The organism is Microcystis sp. M061S2, assembly GCF_020245605.1.
In the GTDB taxonomy this organism is placed as follows: Bacteria; Cyanobacteriota; Cyanobacteriia; order Cyanobacteriales; family Microcystaceae; genus Microcystis.
Map to the genome: position 1 here is coordinate 1 of NZ_JADBUP010000138.1, position 18840 is coordinate 18840.

An 18840-nucleotide genomic window follows, 5' to 3' on the forward strand; every position below is an offset into this window, starting at 1 on the left:
AGACATGGCTTTTTTTCTCCCCTCGCTCTACGGCACTCACTGCTTTCTGTCTTAAATCATCACTATAGGGTGCTGCCATGAAAGCTTCTCCTCATTTCTTTTTCTCTATTATGTCCTAACTATCCCGCTCTTTGCTATATTGTAAATCTGACCTCCTCACTGCGACTTCGGCGCGGTGATGACCGACAGATCAAATGTTGAGAGGGTGGCACTCGTTGACAATCCCTAGATTAATCCCTACTGATTGCCCGTTATTGGGAAGGGTTTCCAGTTTAATCTCAACGACAAAGCCTAAAAAATAGCGATTCGCCGCGTCTTTAATTACCGTGACCGCTCGAGGTTCCGAAGAGATCAACAAAAGCTGTCGTGAAACGTGGGCTTTTTAACCTCAATTTTTCGATAACTTTTCCTTTGTAGCAAAGTTTGTTACTTCTCGACAGGGAAAATATTCAGCCAGTTTTAAGCCAGTAGATACGGTTGTTTATTGGGGAGAGTCAGGAATTTTTCACCTAGATGTTCCAACAGTTACCGAAGCATCAACTAGGATCGCCTTAATACTGTTCGGGTCAATTTTATTAACTCGATCGAGGAGTAAAAACTAAAACCAATCGGTTTTGGAGAGAGCAAAATTATCCCCAAAACTGCTCTAGATCGAGATCGGCTTTGTTGAAATGGAAAACAGGGATTATTCCCTAAAAAACTAGCAACTTTTTTGACTATAATAACGACAAGATTATCGGTATAGTTTTAGACTGTTAGACGATCCTATCATCAGCCCTATCTCGATCGCAATATATATTTATGAAATTTAGTGAAATTGCCCAAAAATTAAGCCCTTTAGTCTCTGCTCACAGTTTAACTGTCTATCCCGACAGAAATCCCCAAATTAAAGCCATAACTCCCATCGAAACCGCCCTAGTCGATACCATTAGCTATATCGAAGGGGGAAAATTTGCTGCCTTTGTCGCCAAAACTGACGCTACTGCCCTAATTCTGCCCCTGGATACCAATTTACAACAACAGGCCGACGAACGCGGCATCGCTTGGTTAGCCAGTGCCAATCCCCGACTTTTATTCGCCCACGCCATCAAATTATTCTATCAACCCTTTCAGCCCCAACCCTACATTCACGCCACCGCCGTGGTGCATCCATCGGCTAAAATCGGCCATAAAGTTGCCATCGGGGCCCATGCTGTGGTGGAAGCGAATGTCACCCTCGGTGATGGTGTTTGCATTCATCCTAACGCCGTTGTTTACCCCGGGGTGTATATTGGCGATCGCACAATTCTCCACGCTAACTGTACCATCCATGAACGGGTACAAATCGGCAATGATTGCGTTATCCACAGTGGCGCTGTTATCGGTGCGGAGGGCTTCGGTTTTGTGCCGGTTCCCGAAGGCTGGTTTAAGATGGAACAATCGGGTATCGTGGTCTTAGAAGATGGCGTAGAAATTGGCTGTAATAGCGCCGTGGATCGTCCGGCAGTGGGAGAAACCCGCATCGGTAGCCAGACTAAGATCGATAATCTCGTCCATATTGCCCATAATTGCCAAATTGGCCAAGCTTGCGCCCTAGCAGGACAGGTGGGCATGGCAGGAGGCGTAAAATTGGGCAATCGCGTTATTTTAGCGGGACAGGTGGGCATTGCCAATCAAGCAGCGATCGGAGACGGTGCGATCGCAACCGCCCAAACTGGCATTCACAACGATATCGGGGCAGGAGAAGTGGTTTCTGGTTCTCCCGCCATGCCGCATAAACTATTCCTCAAGGTAGCAGCCGCTTACAAGCGTTTACCCGAAATCTATCAAGCGGTTAAGCAATTAAAAAAATAGCTCTATTCAGGAGGCAGGGGGCAGGGGGCAGAAGGCAGGAGATTATTTTTATTTATTCTCCCTTCTCCCTTCTCCCCACTTCCCACACCCCACTTCCCCATCTCCCTACACCCCACACCCTACACCCCACACCCCGATCAAAGTGACTCGCAAAAGCAAGGGCGCTATCGCCGCAGGACATCCAAAAACTGCCGAAGCTGGACAATTAATCTTAGAAATGGGCGGAAATGCCTTCGATGCGATAGTTGGCTCGATTTTAGCGGCTTTCGTGGTCGAATTCACCCTCGCTTCGGCGGGGGGCGGCGGTTTTTTACTAGCACATACCAAAGAAAAAGTCAATACCCTTTTTGATTTTTTTTGTCAAACTCCCAAATCTAAAAAACCCTTGACAAATATCGACTTTTACCCTGTGGCGATCAATTTTGGTGGTGCTAGTCAAGATTTTCACATTGGCCGAGGTGCGATCGCGACTCCTGGGGCGTTACGGGGATTGGAAACAGTGCAGAAAAAACTAGGAAAATTGCCCTTTGCCGTGGTAGCGGAGCCAGCGATCGAATATGCTCGACAAGGCTACATTTTGAGCCAATATAACGGCTTTTGCCTGGGTTTACTATCTTCGATCCTGCTCAAAGATAGAGAGGGTTTAAAAGTCTATGCTCCCCAAGGAAAACTCCTCCAAGCTGGCGATCGCTGTGTGATGAGGGATTTTGCCAATAGCTTAGAGGAATTAAGCAAAAAAGGCGTAAAAGACTTTTATGAGGGAGAAATCGCCCACCAAATCGCCAAAGATATGCAGGAGGGTGGTTATCTTACCCTAGAGGATTTAAATCATTACCAAGTCCTTGAGAGAAAACCCCTAAAAACCCAATATCGCGGGTACGAAATACTGACCAATCCGCCTCCTAGTTCTGGAGGAATTCTCCTGGCTTTTGCCCTAAAATTACTGGAAACAGTCAATTTATCGGCTTTAGAGCCTCTAGGAGCCAAACATCTGCAAATTTTAACGGAAGTGATGGCCTTAACCAATCAAGCGCGGGTTCAAGGCTACGATGATTTTATCCATCAGGAGGGAATCGCAGACAAGTTTCTCTCATCAGAATTTTTAGGCAAATATGCCAATAAATGGGGCAGTACCACCCATATTAGTGTTATCGATGGGGAAGGTAACGCCGCCAGTGCCACCTTTTCCAACGGCGAAGGATCGGCTTATACCGTGCCGGGGACGGGAATTATGCTCAATAACATGATCGGGGAAGCGGACTTAAATCCCTTTGGTTTTCACAATTGGCCCGTCGATCATCGTTTATCCTCAATGATGTCCCCGACGATGATTTTAGAGGAAGGAAAGCCGCGATTTGTTCTCGGTTCTGGGGGTTCCAATCGCATTCGCACCGCTATTTTCCAGGTTATTAGCAATTTAATCGATTTTCGGCAATCTTTAGCCGCTGCGATCGCTGCCTCGCGCATACATTGGGAAAATCAACAATTAGGAATTGAACCCCTAGAAGATCGGGAAAATCTGCTCGAAAATCTGGTTTTACCCGCAAATACTCAAGTATCCTGGTGGCAAGAACAAAATATGTTTTTTGGGGGTGTGCATGGGGTGGCAGTGAACGAGCGGGGGGAGTTAACCGCTACGGGCGATCCGCGTCGGGATGGAGTAGGATTATTGATTAGTAATTAGTAATCGGCCAACATAGTGGTGTGAGCTTGTTTACTTCTTATCGTTTACTGTTTACTTTTGAGATACTCATGTTGCTCTTGCGTTATGGTATTACCGTGAGTGCGGTGCTTGGGTTGATTTTCTTGGCTGAATCCTCGGTTAAGGCACAAACTCAGTCCGCTGCCGATTTATTGAAGAAACCCCAACCTACTGCCAATCCAGTTTCTCAATTACCCGGTCCATCGGCGGCACCGGCAACCACGGAAGCGGATCCCAAAGCCCCTAATTATCTTAATCCTAGTGGCAATCCCCTAATTTTTCCCACCAAACCGGATGAGGTGAATATTAGGGTAGTACAACCGATCACCTTAAATCAAGCGATCGAATTAGCTTTAAAAAATAATCAGACCTTACAGACAGCCCGGGTCGATTTAGAAATCGCTCGCGCCCAATTAAAGGAACAACAGGCGGCTTTATTACCCACGGCCCAGGCGGAAACCAGTCTCAGTCAAGATCAATCGGCAGCCGCCCAAAGACAAAATAATTTGGCTCGTCAACAGGGCATCCCAGCAGTTACATCCGAAGATAGTACCAACTTTCAGGGTAGTGTTCGGATTGTCTATGGGGTTTATACAGGGGGTGAACGGTCAGCCCAGATCAAAAGGGCCGAAAAAGTGATCCGGCAACGGGAATTAGAGGTGGAAACAGTCTCGGAACAAACTCGTTTTGATGCCACCGATGCCTATTATGAATTACAGAGGGGTGATGCCCAGGTAGCGATCGCCCAAGCCTCGATCGAAGATGCTAGTCAAAGTTTACGCGATGCTCAATTATTGGAGCAAGCGGGACTAGGAACCCGATTTGCTGTTCTACAGGCGGAAGTTGACCTGGCCAACGCTAACCAAGACTTAACCCGGGCGATTTCTAACCAGCGTATTTCCAGACGGCGACTGGCACAGATATTGAGTGTCGGTCAGCACATCGAGTTAACCGCTGCCGATGAGATTCGCGAGGCCGGAACTTGGGGCTTGAGTCTTGATGATAGTATCGTTTTAGCCTATAAAAATCGTGCGGAATTAGAACAACAACTCTTACAACGGGAAATTAGCCAACAGGATCGCTCGATCGCCATTTCGGCGGTGATTCCCCAAGTAGACCTTTTGGGCGAGTATAATGTCCTCAACGATCTCAGTGATGATGCTGGTTTTGGCGATGGTTTTAGCGTTGGCGGCCGGATTCGCTGGACTTTTTTTGATGGTGGTAGTGCTTTTGCTCGCGCTCGTCAAGCGGAAAGAAATATCGATCGCGCCGATACGGAATTCTCCCTCCGTCGCAATGAAATTCGCCTTCAGGTGGAGGAATCCTACTATAGTTTGATTTCTAACCAAGAAAACATCAAAACTTCGCAAAAAAGCATTGAATCCGCCACGGAAAGTCTGCGATTAGCCCGGTTACGCTTTCAGGCGGGTGTGGGAACCCAAACGGATGTGATCAACTCCCAACGGGATTTAACCGATGCCAGAAGCCGTTATCTACAGGCGATCGTCGATTACAATAGATCCTTGAATAGTCTCCAGCGAGCGATTAGTAATTTACCGGATAATCGTTTGTTTGAAGTGCGTTAATTGTGCGATTTATTGATGTGTGGTGTGGGGGGAGATAGGCAAATCTCCCCTATTTTAATGAGTTTCGATAGATCACCTGGTTAGGCGATCGTTCCCGTCAAGGGGGAACTAGGACTAGCATAGGACTTAATCGGCATTCTTCCCGCTAAATAGGCTAAACGTCCCGCTTTTGCCGCCATTGCCATGGCTTGGGCCATCATAGCTGGATTGGCCGCCATAGCGATCGCACTGTTAATTAATAAAGCATCCGCACCCATTTCCATGGCCCGGGCCGCTTCTGAGGGTGTACCGATCCCGGCATCTACCACCACGGGAATTTGGGCCGATTCGATGATAATCGCGATATTTGCCTCATTTTTCAGGCCCTGTCCCGACCCAATCGGCGATCCTAGCGGCATAACCGTGGCGCAGCCAGCTTCCTCTAAACGTTTGGCCAAGAGAGGATCGGCGTTAATATAGGGCAGTACGGCAAAACCTTCTTTAACTAATTGTTCCGCCGCTTGCAAAGTTCCGATCGGATCGGGTAATAAATATTTAGGATCGGGAATAACTTCGAGTTTAATAAAGTTATTGTCTTCCTGTCCCAATAATTTGGCCATTTCTCGCCCTAAACGGGCCACCCGAATCGCTTCTTCGGCCGTTTGACAACCGGCAGTGTTGGGTAACATCCAGATTTTCGACCAATCGATCGCCGCTGCTAATCCCTCATGACCGGGAGCGTTCGTTTGTACTCGTCTAACGGCGACGGTGACGATCTGACATTCACTGGCAGTAATACTTTCCTGCATAGTCGTCAGATTGGCATATTTGCCAGTCCCAGTCATCAAGCGGGAGTGAAAGGTTTTCCCCGCAATGGTGAGGCGATCATTCTGGGGCGATAAAAGCGCTTGGGGTTTATTCTCAATAATAGTTAAGGACATAGGTGGAACAGTAACGGGTGATGGTTGATTAAAGCGATCGCAGCTAAAATGGGTCAAAATGGGATTAACTTTGTCATTAATCACCAGGTCAGCGATTAAGGAAGCAGTGACAGGAGCGAGTAAAATGCCGTTACGATAGTGACCGGTGGCTAAAATCAGGTTATCACAGCTGCTGCGGCCTAAAATGGGTAATTCATCCGGTGTACCCGGACGGAATCCCCACCACATTTCCTCGATTTCCCAGTCAGCTAAAGGGGGATAGAGACGGGTGGCGCGCTCAAAAAGGGTTTGTAGTCCTTGGGGTGTATTGCCAGTTTGCCAGGCCACTTTTTCGGAAGTGGCCCCGATAATTAAACGACCATGGCGACGGGGAACTAGATAGGTTTGCGGACCGAATAAAACCCTAGCTAAGGTTTGGTTAGGGGGCATTTTTACCGCAGCCATTTGACCTTTGACGGGATGGATAGGGAGGGGTAAAAGTTGACTGGCCCAGGCTCCGGTCGCTAAAATGTAAATTTTTGCTTCTAATTCCCCAATTGAGGTATAAATACTCTTGACTTTTCCCTGCTTTTGTTGTATAGCGTGGACTTCTACCCCTTGGCGAATTTCTACCCCTAAATTTTCGGCCGCTTGTTGCAGCGCCGTCACTAGCTGCCGGTTATCCACTTGTCCATCGTCGGGATACCACCAACCACCGATCACATCTTTACCTAGTCCGGGTTGGTAGAGGTGAACTGCATTGCTGTCTAACCAAATTTTATTAACTTCCTCGGTAGTAACGGGCTGATCTAGCTCGTAAACGGGAGCAAGAATACCGCAGGGATAGTAACCGCTGTTTATTCCCGTTAAATCCTCGATTTTGCGGGTCCACTCTGGATATAGCCAGCGCGATTGCAGGCAAAGATCGAGAAATGGACCCGGGGGAATCCCCTCCGCGTGGGGAGCCAACATTCCCGCAGCCGCACGACTAGCGGCCTGAGCTATATCTCGAACTAGGAGGGTAACTTTTGCCCCGCGCAATTGCAAATCGACGGCGATCGCTAATCCGATGATACCACCGCCCACGATCAAAATTTCGCTAGTTGAGTTCATAAAGTCTCTGGCACCAAAAATAATTACTGAAATGACAAGGAATCAGAAGTTAGAAAAAGAAAAGTGTAGTAAAATAACATATATAGTCTTTATTATCCCAATTAATCATAATTTTTAGCTTGATTGACTACTAAAATCGCAATTAGTCAGCCGAGAGGGGGAAGAAGTGGGGCTACGGGCATAATTTAAGCTTAAGATGATTTGTAGTCGATCTTTTCTAAGCTTCCCTTTTTCTTTAGAGCTTATGACTTCCCCTGCTGTCGATCGAGTTTATCAAGGTCAATTTGGAGAGTTTACGATTACGGATGGCGATCGCCTAGGTGTGCGTCTCTACCGTTTGGGGTTAAATTTAGCGGCTTTTAGTTTCGCTGTCGCTACAATTATAGTTCTCACCCGACCGCAATTACTGCCCCTGACTAACCTTTTATACATGGGTTTTTGTCTGGGGTTAGGCATCAGTTTATTGACTATCCATATATATTTAATTCCCCTTCATCGTCTCCTGCAAGTTTTTTGGCTAATTGGGGCGATTACTTCCCTAATTTTCAGCCTTTATTATCAACTTTCTCCCCTAGAATTTGTCTATAACCACCCGGTGAGTTTATTCGGTGTGGGCTTTATTTTTGCTAGTCTCACGGGGATTTATTTCAAAGAAGCTTTTTGTTTTAATCGTCTAGAAACCAAGTTTTTAACCCCTCTAGTTCCCACCCTTTTACTCGGTCATCTTTTGGGGATATTGCCCTTAAATTGGGAAAAGGGGCTATTAATTCTCTGGGCGACTTTATTCGTTATCTTTGCTCTGAGAAAATTAAGCCAACCTCTCCCCAACGATATCGGTGATAAATCGGTCTTTGAACATCTTAATCACTGATAAACTCTCCAGAGATTAAAATCTATTCTAAGATACAGTCTTGCGGGCAAGTGAGTGGAACGAACCACTCCAGACACAAAGGACACAAAGATCGATCACTACTATATAAGTTAAACTGATCGGGTTTCAGCTTTTTGTTCTTTGTCTCTTTCTGGTTTATTCTTGGTCAGTAATCAGTAAACAGTAAGCAGTAATCAGTGAAAAGACAGTAGAAAACTTCTATTTAATACTGTCACTTAAAACTCAAATCTGATAACTGATAACTGATAACTGATAACTGTTACTTATCTGGAGTCCTCGATGGTAGCCGGATTAGTAGTATTGGCAGTCTTGCTAGTGAACATTTGTATCAGACTAAAACCGACAAAAGCGAGTAAAGCTATGCCACCAATAGCAGTAACAATTTTACCCACGAGATTTTCTGTGCGGGGTTGTTCGGGGGCATCCTCGTTGGGATCCTCCGAATGGGCAAAACGATTGTAGAGGAAATCGAGGGCTTCATTGCGGAGTTCGTAGTAACGGGGATCCTCGGTAATTTGGGAACGAACCCGGGGACGGGCAAAAGGCATCTTTAGCACCTCCCCAATTTTAGCGCTCGGGCCGTTGGTCATCATCACCAAGCGATCGCACAAGAACAAAGCCTCATCGATATCGTGGGTAATCATCAACACCGTTAACTGGTGTTCTTGCCAGATTTTCAGCAATTCTTCCTGTAATTCCTCTTTGGTGATCGCATCTAAAGCCCCAAAAGGTTCATCGAGGATGAGGACTTGGGGACGAATGGCCAGGGCGCGCGCGATCGCAACCCGTTGTTTCATACCTCCCGATAATTGGGGGGGTTTTTTCTGGGCTGCTTCTGTCAATCCCACTAAGGATAGATTTTCTTCCACGATCTTCACCTTCTCAGCATGAGATTTTTCGGGATAAACGGAATTAACCCCGATATAAACGTTCTCAAAGGCAGTTTTCCAGGGCAAAAGCGAATAATTTTGGAACACCATCATCCGGTCCGGTCCTGGTTCCTTAACCTCTTTATCCTGTAGCAGCACTTGCCCACGACTAGGAGAAGAAAACCCCGCCACCATATTTAAAAGGGTCGATTTACCGCAGCCGGAGTGACCGATAATGCAGACAAATTCCCCCTCATTGACTTGCAGCTCCACACCGTCTAAAACGGTGTAAACCCCTTCGGGAGAGGGGTATTCTTTGGCAACATTACTAACTAATAAAAAAGGCTGGGTGGTGGTGCTGGAATTCACGGTCTTATCAGTAAAAGTTTGCATATTCGTCCTAGATTTATTTTAAGGTGGGCAAAGCCCACCACAACCATTAATTAGCGACGGTATCATCGAGGAGAACTTCTGAGACGCGATAATCGCGACGGATCGAGAAACGTTCCAGATAGCCGATCGGATCGTCAGGATTGAAAATAAGACGATCAAAGAGGGCGAAACTGTGGCGATCGGGTTCCAAATCGGGAAGGCCCAGGGACCGGCAAGCTTCGCCAAACAGATCGGGACGACGGACGCGTTCAATCACTTCCACCCAGTTGCGGGGAAAAGGCGCGTAACCCCAACGAGCAAGCTGAGTTAGGGTCCATAGGGCCTCACTCCTGCCCGGACAGTTAGCTTGATCGACGTAAAACTGATTAAATCGGAATAGGGGTTCGGGGGCAGTTCCTAAACCGCGATCGTAACCATCGAGAAAACCGGGGCGGATAATCGCCCTATCCACGCCCACATACTGGGGCTGACTGAGAATATTGACGATTTCTTCTCGATTACGCTGATCATCGCAGTATTCACAGGCTTTAATTAAAGCTTTCACCATGGCGATATGGGTTTCGGGATGTTTCGCCGCCCAAGTTTCCTTAACCCCGAGGACTTTTTCCTGGTGTCCAGGCCAAATATCAAGATCGGTGGCGATAACGTAGCCTAATTTTTCGTGAACGGCGTAGGAGTTCCAGGGTTCCCCCACACAATAACCGTCGATCTTACCCGCTTTTAGTAGGGAAACCATCTGAGGCGGCGGAATTACGGCTAAATTCACATCACTATCGGGATCGATGCCGCCACTAGCTAACCAGTAGCGTAACAGTAGATTGTGCATGGAAGCGGGGTGAACCATGCCGAAAGTGGCGATTTGATCGGGACTTTGCTGGAGGGCCTCCTTCAAGTCCTCCAGTTTTTCTACCCCCAATTCCCTGTATTTATTGCTGAGGGTGATGGCGTTACCGTTGCGACTGAGTACCAAAGCACTAATCACGGGGACAGAGGGCTTATTTCCAGCCCCAATGGTCATGCTCAGGGGCATTCCCGCCACCATCTGGGCCGCATCGAGACGACCGGTGGCCACTCCTTGGGCGAGCGCTTTCCAGTTGGGTTCCCGTTGCAGGATAACATCCTCTAATCCTTCCTCGGCGAAGAAACCTTTCTCTTTGGCGATAATAATCGGGGCGCAATCGGTGAGGGGGATAAAACCGATGGTGGGATTGGTTTTCAGTCTGGTAGCTTGGCCGATCACTGTTACCGGTTCGGTGGGTTGGCCGACTTTCTTCGATCGCTTCTGTTGGTTGAGGAAATAAACGATCTCGTTACGGAGGGAGTAGTAACTGGGGTGGTTAACTACTTCTAAACGATGCCGGGGCCGGGGAATGGGAACATCGAGAATCTGACCGATATGGGCCTCCGGACCGGTGGTTAACATCACCACTCGATCGGATAGTAATAGGGCTTCATCCACATCGTGCGTGACCATGATACAGGTAACGTGGCTTTCCTCGACGATTTCCATCAAACGTTCCTGTAAATTGCCTCTGGTTAACGCATCCAGCGCCCCAAAGGGTTCATCAAGTAGCAGGACTTTTGGCCGTAGGGCTAGGGCGCGGGCGATCGCTACCCGTTGTTTCATGCCTCCCGATAATTCTCCCGGTCGTTTGTTGGCCGCATGGCGCAGGTGTACCATATCGATACTATGTTCGATGACACTTTTGCGTTCAGCAGCCGGTAGATGACGCAGCACGCGGTTAACTCCTAGGGCGATATTTTCCCGGACGGTTAACCAGGGCAGCAGCGAATAATTCTGGAACACCACCATGCGATCGGGGCCGGGGCCTTTAATTTCTCTTCCCTCTAAAATCACCCCTCCCACCGTCGGGCGATCGAGTCCAGCGACCATATTTAAGAGGGTGGATTTCCCGCAACCGGAGTGACCGATTAAAGAGATAAATTCCCCTTGAGTAACGCTGAGATCGATATTTTTCAGGGCAATATATTGACGGCCATCGGGGAGAGGGAAAACCTTATCAATGTGATCGACTTCAATAAATGCAGACATTTTCAGTTATCAGTTATCAGTTATTAGTTATTAGTTATCAGTTATCAGATGTGAGTTTTTAGTTTACTGTTTACTGTTTACTTAAAAAGCTCCCCACACCCCACACCCCACACCCTGCCCCCACCGAAAAACTTTTTGCCGCAAACCCTATTTATTTTCTTCGGGTACAACTAATTTAGCGATGTAGGCCATGAGGCGATCGAGTAGGAAACCAACAATACCCACATAAATCAGAGCGAGGATAATTTCACTGATCATGGAACTATTCCAAGCATCCCAGATAAAGAAGCCAATTCCCACGCCACCGATCAGCATTTCCGCCGCTACAATCGCCAACCAAGATAAACCGATACCGATTCTTAATCCCGTGAAAACGTAGGGAACGGTGGCGGGAAAAAGAATATTGAAAAAATATTCAACTTTGGATAATTTTAGCACTCTAGAGACGTTTTTATAGTCTTGGGGAACCTGTTGTACTCCCACGGCTGTGTTAATAATAATTGGCCAAATTGCTGTAATAAAAATTACAAATATGGCACTAGGTTCGTTATTACGAAAAGCCGCTAGGGAGATGGGTAGCCAAGCTAGGGGGGGAACGGTACGCAGGATTTGGAAAATCGGATCGATCGCATCATAAATTAGGGCGCTGCTACCGATTAAAATACCCGCAGCGATGCCAACAATAGCGGCAAGGGTAAAACCGACGGCCACCCGTTGTAAACTGGCGAAAATTTGCCAGAATAACCCCACATCCGTGCCACCATTATTGAAAAAGGGATTAATAATTAATTCCCAGGTATCGCTAACCACTTTAGTGGGACTAGGGAGGGGGGCATCGGGACTAAAACAGAGTATTTGCCAGATGAGAAGGAAAATTAATAAAGCAATCGCCGAAGTTGCTAGTTTGGGTAATTTTTTTTTGAGGTCTTTTACCCATTTTGAACCTTGAGAACGACGAGAAATAGAAACAGCCATAATCAGTTATCAGTTATCAGTTATCAGTTATCAGTGGTGGAGTGGTCAGTGGTTCAGTTATCAGCATCAGTGATCAGTTATCAGTTATTAATTACCAGTTATCAGCAAATGATCTTTAACTGTTGACGGGTTACTGATTACTGATTACTGAATCGCTGATTACTGATTAGTGATCACTGATTTAAACCTTTTTAATCTTGAGAGATTTCAGGTAAGCGGTGGGATTTTCGGGGTCAAAAGTAACACCATCAAAGAAAGTTTCCACACCGCGAGAGGTAGAGGTGGGAATTTGATCGGCCGGAACATTGAGGGCTGTGGCGGCTTCTCTCCAGATATCTTCCCGGTTAACCTTATCAACTAAAGCTTTGATGTCCGTATCGGCGGGAATATAGCCCCAACGGATGTCTTCAGTCACAAACCAAGTATCATGACTCTTGTAGGGATAGGAAGCGTTATCAGCCCAGAATTTCATGGCTACGGGGCTATTTTCGATTTTGCGACCATCACCGAAATCGATATTACCTTGCATTCTTCCCAAGATATCGGCGGGGTCAATTTTCAGCCATTCCCGTCCTGAAATAATCTCGCACATTTCCTTAACATTAGCGGGATCGTTGCACCATTGCTGCGCTTCTAGAACAGCCATAGTTAAAGCTTTTGCCGCTTTGGGATTTTTATCCACCCAATCGGCGCGTAAAGCGAAGGCTTTTTCGGGGTGATCCTTCCAGAATTCTCCAGTGATCAGGGCAGTGTACCCGAGGCCTTTGGAGACGATTTGGGCGTTCCACGGTTCGCCGACACAGAACGCGTCCATGGTGCCGACTTTCATATTGGCCACCATCTGCGGCGGGGGAACGACGATGAGGGAGATGTCATTATTGGGATCGATGCCGCCCGCAGATAGCCAGTAACGCATGAACAGGTCGTGGTTGCCCCCCGGAAAGGTGACGGCAGCTTTCATTTCTTTGCCGGCAGATTTCGCTTTGGTGAGGGTTTCTTTGAGTTTAGAACTGTCGAGGTCGAGTTTTAAATCCGCGTGGGATTTGGAGATCGATATGGCCTGACCGTTGATATTCAAACGTGCCAGAATATACATCGGTACGGGCTGTTTGGTAATTTTGCCCAAGGTCATTAGGTAGGGCATGGGGCTGAGGATGTGGGACCCGTCGATACCGTTACCCGCCGAACCTAATTCGAGGTTATCCCGGGTTGCAGCCCAAGAGGCTTGTTTCATCACTTGCACATCGGGCATCCCGTGTTTAGCGAATAAACCTTTTTCTTTGGCGATAATTAAGGGGGCAGCGTCGGTGAGGGCAATAAAACCTAGTTTAGCGGTGGTGACTTCGGGAGTTTCTCCACTGGCAACGGGGGAAGCTGCAGGACTGCCGGCCGGGGAGGGACTGGTCGCGGTATTATTGGGAGTGGCGCAACCGTGGAGAATTGCTGTTCCTACGGCAGTTGCCCCGGCAGTGAAGATAAATCTACGTCTAGAAAGTTTACTCATGGACTAAAAAATCGTGATTAGAAACTAAACAAAGGTGATGAAACGGTGAAAAATTCTCATTATTTCCCCTAACTGACTGCGGTGATAACCGAGAAAATTTCTTGCAAGTAACTGTTGATTCAGTAAGGAGGCTTTGACTATTTTTATCTCTCGATCGCTTTTGCTTCTCCATCTGGGGAGATTTAGCAGTAGTTTTTGTCTAAGAGATTTTTTCTAGAAGCATAACAGTTTTGAGGAGTGGATAGATAGATAGGGGCGGTTTTTGGTCATCTGGGCTAGAAAGATCAGTTTATTTCAGGGTTATTACCGAAGCAATTAACTTAAATTTACAGTCTTCAACAGGAAAATTCGTATAGATTGTTACAAAATATTGCCAGTCATGTAATAAAAGCATAAAAATTTGTCTGAAACGCATGGTGGGGCGATGGTGATTTTTAGCTATCTTGACTCAGTTATCGGGTTTGAGTTTGCAGTTCACTGATTACCGGTTACTATTTACCGATTACGGAAAAATCCCCGCAAGTATTAGCGATGCCAGCAGCTTGAGACAATCTCTGTTATGCTTTGGAACTTGCCAAGAGCAAAAGCATATTATTATCGATCGATGCTTCCCTTTTATTAGATGAGTTCGCCGAATTAGAAGGGGTAGTTTTAACTATTGAAGATAAGCTAAGACGAATTTAAACTGGGCATTATTAAGTTAGCTAAAAAGCAGATAACCCTTGCTGTTCCAGTGTTCCAGTATTCTGGTGTTGCCCTATCGATCTAGACTAATTTAGATGCGCGGGCGGCTTATTTTGATTAATGCAGAGGAAATTCGCTATATTGAATTTTGGCAGGATCAAACAGAGGTAACTTAAATGTCGGACAAACAAGAAAGACGATATGATAAATTTAAGCGCGGCTATCAAGCTAAAATTGATCAACCCCCCGGTAAACCGCCCCAGGGTGGTTCTAATGTTAAACCGCCACCAAATCAGGACAAGGAGAAAAATAACCCACTGATTATCTATGCCCCCTTTTACCTGTTCCCTGTTCTAACTGCTCACTGATAACTGATAACTGATAACTGATAACTGATAACTGCTCACTGCTCACTGCTCACTGCTCACTGATAACTGATAACTGATAACTGATAACTGATAACTGATAACTGATAACTGATAACTGATAACTGCTCACTGATAACTGATAACTGATAACTGATAACTGAATATGGCTTATTCTCGCATTAAAAAACTAGCAAATTATCTACGTCCCCATTGGCAAATAGTAACTGGTGGGGTAGTTGCTTTGCTTATTGTTAATCTTTTGGGTGTTTATATACCGCTTTTAATCCGGGATAGCATCGATGATTTGAGTAAATCTTTTGACTTCCAAAAAATCATTCATTATCTGATTTTAATTGTCGCTTTAGCCTCGATTATGTGGTTTATCCGCATGATTTCCAGAGTGTTATTATTCGGGATCGGTCGTCAGGTAGAGTTCGATCTTAAACAAAAAATCTTTCAGCATTTATTAACCCTTGAACCTGCCTATTTTTCGCGGCAAACTTCAGGAGATTTAATCAACCGTGCCACTAGCGATGTGGATAATATCCGTCGTCTGGTGGGTTTTGCTTTGCTCAGTTTGGCTAATACTTTTTTTGCCTATGGGTTAACTTTACCCGTGATGTTAGCGATTCATATTCCCCTTTCAGTCGCCGCCATTTCTGTCTATCCTTTGATGTTAATTGCTGTGCAGTTATTTAGTGGTCGTCTCCAGCGGCAACAGAAAAAAGTACAAGAAAAACTCTCGCATCTAAGCGATTTAATTCAAGAGGATATGAGTGGTATCACTCTGATTAAAATTTATGCCCAAGAAGGTAACGAGCGCCTAGCATTTAAGCAAAGAAATCGTGAATTACTACAGGCTAATTTAGATTTAGTCCAGACTCGTAATTTTCTTTTTCCCCTGATTGAAGCTTTAGCCTATGTAAGTTTATTGGCCTTGCTTGCCCTCGGTACTAGACAAATTATATCCGGTAATATCACGATTGGGGACTTTATTGCTCTGTTAATTTTGGCGGAAAGATTAGTTTTTCCCACTGCTTTATTAGGTTTCACTATTACTGCCTACCAACAGGGAGAAGTGAGTATTGATCGCCTAGAAACTATCCTGTTAGCCGAGGCTAAAATTAAAGATAATGCCGATTGTATTCACTTAAAAAATATTCAAGGAAAAATTACCGCCAAAGCCTTGACTTTTTCCTATCCTGATGCTAAGAAACCCGCCTTAAAATCTCTTTCTTTTACCATTAATCCGGGGGAAATGGTAGCGGTAGTCGGTGCGATCAGGTCGGGAAAATCTACCCTTGCTAACGCTATTCCCCGTCTTTTGGATATTGCGGAAGGACAGTTATTTATTGATAATCAAGATGTGACTCAAATTGCTCTTGAAGATCTGCGAAAAGCGATCGCTTATGTTCCCCAAGAAAGTTTTTTATTTAGTACCACCATCGAAGATAATATCCGTTACGGCGATCCGCTGCTGAATTTTCCGGCAGTGAAATCGGCGGTCAAACAAGCGAGAATTCAGGAGGAAATCGAGAATTTCCCGCAAAAATACGGAACTTTAGTGGGAGAACGTGGGATTACTCTTTCTGGGGGTCAACGTCAACGGGTCTCTTTAGCGCGCGCTTTAGCCATCCAAGCACCGATTTTAATCCTTGATGATGCCCTATCTAGCGTCGATAATCAAACGGCCACGGCTATTTTGGAAAATCTCGCCCAAGAAAGCCAAAAAACCGTGATTTTTATCTCCCATCAATTATTGGCCGCTGCCACTGCTGATCGGATTTTTGTCATGGATCACGGAGAAATTGTCCAGATGGGAACCCACGAAGAGTTAGTCGCAGTCCCCGGAGTCTATCAAAATCTCTGGCAACGGCAGCAGTTAGAGTCTAAGGTTTTAGATTAGCCGATAAAATAGGGAATCTGCTAGTTATTGCCGGTTAAGCTGTGGACTATCTCAATTACTCCTTAAAACTGTTTAAATGCAGTACAGCAGTTATCTTTTAGCGACAATGAACAAGGATCAACTTTTAACCGAACCTTTTTTACAATTACCCACCGAAACATCAATACAAGTGATTTGGTTTACGGAATTTTTTGGCACTGGTCATCAAGTCCGCTACGGGGAAAAACTAGAAAAAATGGCCCCCGCTCGCACTAGCAAATTAACTAGAGTTAGAGAAGATGCCAAATCGAGAACCCTTGAAGCTTATCAATCTTTAAGCGCTCGAGAAATTTGGCGACATCAGGCCGAAATTACTGATTTAAATCACCTGGAAAGGATTCCCTATCAAGTCACCAGTTTTCAGGAAAATAGGGCGATTAGAAGTGATATTTATACCCTTACCCCAAGACCCAAAAAAGGAACTAATCTCAAAATTCTGCTCACTTCCGATCATCAATTAATGCCTATGACTGCCGCTAATTTACAAAAAGTTATTGAAACTATTGGACAGGTAGATGCAGTTTTTTTAGCGGGAGATTTAGTTAATATACCCGATCGAGCTTCCGAATGGTTTGATGATAGTCGCGGTGGGGCATTCTTTCCCTGTTTACAAGGTCGTGCTAATTATACTCTGACCAAGAATGGTATTCAGACTATTTATAAAGGGGGGAAAATTATTCAAAATGCCCCCTTATTTCCTGCTATTGGTAATCATGAAGTTATGGGCAGATTTTCTAATTCCACAGGTTTAAATGAACAGTTTGAAGATGCTATTCCTCAATTTATTTCTAAACAACTAGCAGAGGATACAGCAGCAATTAATGAAAAATGGTTAAAAAATAATTCTTTCAACACAGAAACCTACGAAGAAATTTTTTCTTTGCCTCAAGATAAATATTATTCTCTCACCTTTGGCGATATTCGTTTAGTGGTTTTATATGTTACTAATATCTGGAGAAATCCCAATTTAGAACCCAGTGCAAGGGGAAGATATTACGAAAATCAAAGAGATTTAGATAGACCCGAACGCTGGGGTTATGGTCAGCATATTTTTGAGCCAATTGCCCAGGGTAGTCCTCAATATCAATGGTTAGAAAAAGAGTTAAATAGTCGAGAATTTCAAGAGGCTAAATATAAGGTAGTTATGTTTCATCATCCTCCCCATACCCTAGGAGGAAATATCGTGCCACCCTACACCGATCCCGTGCCGAAAATTGAACGGGATACCACGGGAAAAGTTAGATCAGTACGTTATGATTATCCCCAAGAAAATGATTATATTATTCGTGATCTAATTCCTTTATTAGAATCAGCCAAGGTTAATTTGGTTTTTTATGGTCATTCCCATTTATGGAATCGTTTTCTTAGTCCTAAGGGTATGAATTTTCTCGAATCTTCTAACGTTGGTAATAGTTATGGCGCTCATTTAGGTGATAAAAAACGTCCTGTACCTCTCGATAGAAATTATGCGGTCATCGGTAATCCCAATGGATTACCAGCAATTATCCCAAACATTGCTCCTCTAGTGGATTGGGTTAATCAACCTTTACCCTATATTGCCAGTAATGATGTAACGGTTTTTAGCATTTTAGATACAGAAAAAGGAACCGTGAGCAGTTATCGTTTTGATACTCGTTATCCTGACTCCGAAGTAATTAAATTTGATGAATTTGACCTTTTTAGCGTCAGTGAAGTATAATAAAATTAAAAGATGCTGGTTAAATAGATTCTCTTGGGGTTAATTCTATGACTACTGTTACTAGCAATGATATTCAAGAATTGAAAGACTTACTCTCGGCAATGCGACAGGAAAACCGCGAGCAGATGATTTCCCTGCGACAGGAAAACCGCGAGCAGATGATTTCCCTGCGAGAAGAAACCCGCGAGCAAATAAGTTCCCTGCGAGAAGAAACCCGCGAGCAAATAAGTTCCCTGCGAGAAGAAACCCGCGAGCAAATAAGTTCCCTGCGAGAAGAAACCCGCGAGCAAATAAGTTCCCTGCGAGAAGAAACCCGCGAGCAAAT

The 18840-nt window shown here is 45.3% G+C and carries 12 protein-coding genes and 2 pseudogenes; 8 read left to right on the plus strand and 6 right to left on the minus strand.

Translation table 11 applies throughout. The features are described from left to right. Positions 1–165: 165 nt before the first annotated feature. Positions 166–343, minus strand: a pseudogene (locus IM475_RS20525) (RNA-guided endonuclease TnpB family protein); the annotation flags it as partial. A 458-nt stretch (positions 344–801) separates the two neighbouring features. On the opposite strand from IM475_RS20525, the gene lpxD reads away from it, so the two are divergent. The 3 genes from lpxD (at position 802) to IM475_RS20540 (ending at position 5121) form a co-directional block, all read left to right on the plus strand. Beyond that, positions 802–1833 (plus strand): UDP-3-O-(3-hydroxymyristoyl)glucosamine N-acyltransferase, encoded by a 1032-nt coding sequence (gene lpxD, locus IM475_RS20530; RefSeq protein WP_287728944.1) that lies wholly within the window; start codon positions 802–804, stop codon positions 1831–1833. 142 nt (positions 1834–1975) lie between these two features. After that, positions 1976–3517, plus strand: coding sequence for a gamma-glutamyltransferase (ggt, locus tag IM475_RS20535; RefSeq protein WP_287728945.1), 1542 nt, complete (start codon positions 1976–1978; stop codon positions 3515–3517). A 68-nt stretch (positions 3518–3585) separates the two neighbouring features. Continuing rightward, positions 3586–5121 carry a TolC family protein gene (locus IM475_RS20540; RefSeq protein WP_287728946.1) on the plus strand — a complete coding sequence of 512 codons (1536 nt, stop codon included), beginning with the start codon at positions 3586–3588 and terminating at the stop codon, positions 5119–5121. A gap of 80 nt (positions 5122–5201) precedes the next feature. Here IM475_RS20540 and thiO read toward each other — a convergent pair whose 3' ends face one another. Next, positions 5202–7133: a glycine oxidase ThiO gene (thiO, locus tag IM475_RS20545; RefSeq protein WP_287728947.1), complete on the minus strand. Its 1932-nt coding sequence runs from the start codon at positions 7131–7133 to the stop codon at positions 5202–5204. A gap of 244 nt (positions 7134–7377) precedes the next feature. Here thiO and IM475_RS20550 point away from each other — a divergent pair, with 244 nt between their 5' ends. After that, on the plus strand, positions 7378–8004 hold the full coding sequence (locus IM475_RS20550; RefSeq protein WP_287658792.1) for a DUF2301 domain-containing membrane protein: 627 nt from the start codon (positions 7378–7380) through the stop codon (positions 8002–8004). Positions 8005–8288: 284 nt separating this feature from the next. On the opposite strand, the gene IM475_RS20555 is transcribed toward IM475_RS20550, so the two are convergent. The 4 genes from IM475_RS20555 to IM475_RS20570 all read right to left on the minus strand — a co-directional run bounded on the left by IM475_RS20555 (position 8289) and on the right by IM475_RS20570 (position 13819). Continuing rightward, the gene (locus IM475_RS20555) at positions 8289–9287 is read right to left on the minus strand and encodes a nitrate ABC transporter ATP-binding protein (RefSeq protein WP_287728948.1); all 999 of its coding nucleotides are present in this window, start codon (positions 9285–9287) and stop codon (positions 8289–8291) included. Positions 9288–9333: 46 nt separating this feature from the next. Further along, a complete protein-coding gene (locus tag IM475_RS20560; protein WP_287728949.1) occupies positions 9334–11340 on the minus strand; it encodes an ABC transporter ATP-binding/substrate-binding protein in 2007 nt (668 codons plus the stop codon). A 147-nt stretch (positions 11341–11487) separates the two neighbouring features. Next, the gene (gene ntrB / locus IM475_RS20565) at positions 11488–12315 is read right to left on the minus strand and encodes a nitrate ABC transporter permease (RefSeq protein WP_287658795.1); all 828 of its coding nucleotides are present in this window, start codon (positions 12313–12315) and stop codon (positions 11488–11490) included. A 181-nt stretch (positions 12316–12496) separates the two neighbouring features. Further along, the gene (locus IM475_RS20570) at positions 12497–13819 is read right to left on the minus strand and encodes a CmpA/NrtA family ABC transporter substrate-binding protein (RefSeq protein WP_287690359.1); all 1323 of its coding nucleotides are present in this window, start codon (positions 13817–13819) and stop codon (positions 12497–12499) included. A gap of 860 nt (positions 13820–14679) precedes the next feature. Between IM475_RS20570 and IM475_RS20575 the strand changes: the two genes are divergently transcribed. From IM475_RS20575 to IM475_RS20590, 4 genes and pseudogenes are all read left to right on the plus strand, one after another. After that, positions 14680–14871 (plus strand): hypothetical protein, encoded by a 192-nt coding sequence (locus IM475_RS20575; protein WP_287728950.1) that lies wholly within the window; start codon positions 14680–14682, stop codon positions 14869–14871. Between the two features lie 163 nt (positions 14872–15034). Then, positions 15035–16777, plus strand: coding sequence for an ABC transporter ATP-binding protein (locus IM475_RS20580; RefSeq protein ID WP_287728951.1), 1743 nt, complete (start codon positions 15035–15037; stop codon positions 16775–16777). Positions 16778–16853: 76 nt separating this feature from the next. Then, entirely contained in the window at positions 16854–18515 is a 1662-nt protein-coding gene (locus IM475_RS20585) for a metallophosphoesterase family protein (RefSeq protein WP_287728952.1), read from the plus strand. A gap of 47 nt (positions 18516–18562) precedes the next feature. Beyond that, positions 18563–18840 (plus strand): annotated as a pseudogene (locus tag IM475_RS20590) (hypothetical protein); the annotation flags it as partial.